Origin of the sequence: Paenilisteria portnoyi (genome assembly GCF_014322795.1) — a bacterium.
Classification (GTDB): Bacteria; Bacillota; Bacilli; order Lactobacillales; family Listeriaceae; genus Listeria_A; species Listeria_A portnoyi.
Map to the genome: position 1 here is coordinate 1 of NZ_JAASTT010000036.1, position 1,993 is coordinate 1,993.

Here is a 1,993-nt window from a genome sequence, read left to right on the forward strand (position 1 = left end):
CTGACACTGCGGCAGACGGCAAAGCAAGGAGTGTCTCATGTGGATGCGATGGGAAGACAGGCATTGCGTGAGAGTGCAGAGCGGATTCGGAATGTGCCACGAGTGTTGAGTGATGTAAAAAATTCGGCGGCAAATGTAGTTAAAGCACAGTTGAAGACGGGGGCTATAAATGCTGGGAAAATAGCAGATGAGGTCGCAACTGCTACAATTAATCTTAGCCCACGGAGAATTGCAATTATGCAAGATTCTGCGGGTGGAATTCATATTGCTCATAATTCAGTTGAGAACACGCATAAATTTGAGACTTTGGCTAGAGGAATCGGTGGGCCGAAGTTAAAGAATATTGATGAGTTTATAGATGGTAGTAAAAAATTTGACGATGTCCTTGAAGATTACGCAAAAATTTATAAAGAGACTGTAGAATCCAATAAGCCGTGGTCTTGGGATGATACAATACCTGGTGGAGATAGCCTATCTGCATCTCAGAGAAGAAAGATAAAAGAAATGGCAGTAGGGAAGGGACATATTCCTGAAATCACAGTTCGCAAAGCAAGTGGTATGAGATATGGATTTGCTGATTTTGCTGGGGCGGGTGTAGTTAAAGAAACATTGGAACTACCTGAATCTCTCTGGAAGCTATCTGATAAAGAACAATTTAAGTGGCTTGACGAGCAATTGGGAGGAGCTTCAAAGGGAATGACATGGCACCATACCGAGGTTCCTGGTAAGATGGAATTAGTTCCATTTGGTATACACAATATTACACCTCATAATGGGGGAAGGACAGCTGGAATGTGGGCAGATGCCCCAAGGTGATAGTGAAGATAGGAGGAAAATAAAGTGGAAATAAAACAGGATTCTATAATTAATCCATTACCAGATAGTCAATTGTTATCAGAAAAAGAAAAGAAATGGCGAATAGCCTTACCAGAATCATATAAACAATTTATTCAGAAATTTAGTGGAGCTATTCCGATAAGGGACACTTTTACATGTAATAATCATGAGTATGCAATAGATAGATTTTTATGCATCTTAAATGTCACTGGGACGAGAGAAGATGAATATTATGATATAGGTGTAGTGAGAACTCAGCTTGATGAGAGAATTATTACGGATGAGGATTTAATTGGAACTGAATTATTGCCGATTGCAGTATTATTTGCGGGGGACTTTGTTTGTTTAGATTATCGTGAAAAAACGGTTGAACCAACAGTTTGTGTTTGGAATCATGAGGAATCGGCCGATTTGGAGCCAGTAACTTATCTTATCAGTGAGAATTTTGAAGAGTTTTTGGATATTCTTAAAGCGTAACAAAATATACCTTGTAACATCCATGTAGTAAAAATTTGATAGCTCTTAATCAATCCTGATTAAGAGCTATTTGGCAATAATACAGCGGGGGATGGCAAGGCTACTCTATGGTCTGCAAAAACTGCTCCAAAATATAACTTGAATTTTTGGGATATAGTGGATGAATGGACTGTTATGGGATTTAATTAATTTGATAGTCTAGCTTGTAATAATAATCGCTGGATGCAATGGCAATCCTTTTTTGAACAAAACTTATCAGGTGCTGCGCAGCTAAATCCGTATTTTGAATAAGCAAATACTCTCAATAACTTTTATTTTGGATCAAATGAACTAACATTTAGGAGCTATTTTTTAATAGATCAAATGATCATGTCAAGATACACAGGAGATTATAAAAAGTTTACTGAATTTGCATATGCCGAAATACTAACTCACATGGATATGAAGAACTTAGAGCAAATAACCCCTTTTTTCCATGAGCTTGCTGGGGATAGATCGATGCAGTATACACAATTAAAAGTAGGAGTCAGAAAAAATTAGCAGGAGGAGAAAATAATATGGTATTAAAAAATGAAGATGTTAAAGAATATGTGAAACAAATAGGTTACGATTCAGATAAGGATAGTGCAATATGGGGTACCTCGATGCCAAGTGGTTTTAGCTATGCCTTGTTTGGTTC

Annotated in this window: 2 protein-coding genes and 1 pseudogene; all 3 read left to right on the plus strand. The window is 37.6% G+C overall.

The window, feature by feature from the left end:
• Positions 1–816: HNH endonuclease signature motif containing protein (locus tag HCJ66_RS15730; RefSeq protein ID WP_246438759.1), on the plus strand; the 816-nt coding region annotated here is incomplete at its 5' end.
• A gap of 24 nt (positions 817–840) precedes the next feature.
• The gene (locus HCJ66_RS15735) at positions 841–1,314 is read left to right on the plus strand and encodes an SMI1/KNR4 family protein (protein ID WP_187133997.1); all 474 of its coding nucleotides are present in this window, start codon (positions 841–843) and stop codon (positions 1,312–1,314) included.
• 330 nt (positions 1,315–1,644) lie between these two features.
• Positions 1,645–1,854: pseudogene (locus tag HCJ66_RS16525) on the plus strand (DUF5085 family protein); the annotation flags it as partial.
• Between the last annotated feature and the right edge of the window lie 139 nt (positions 1,855–1,993).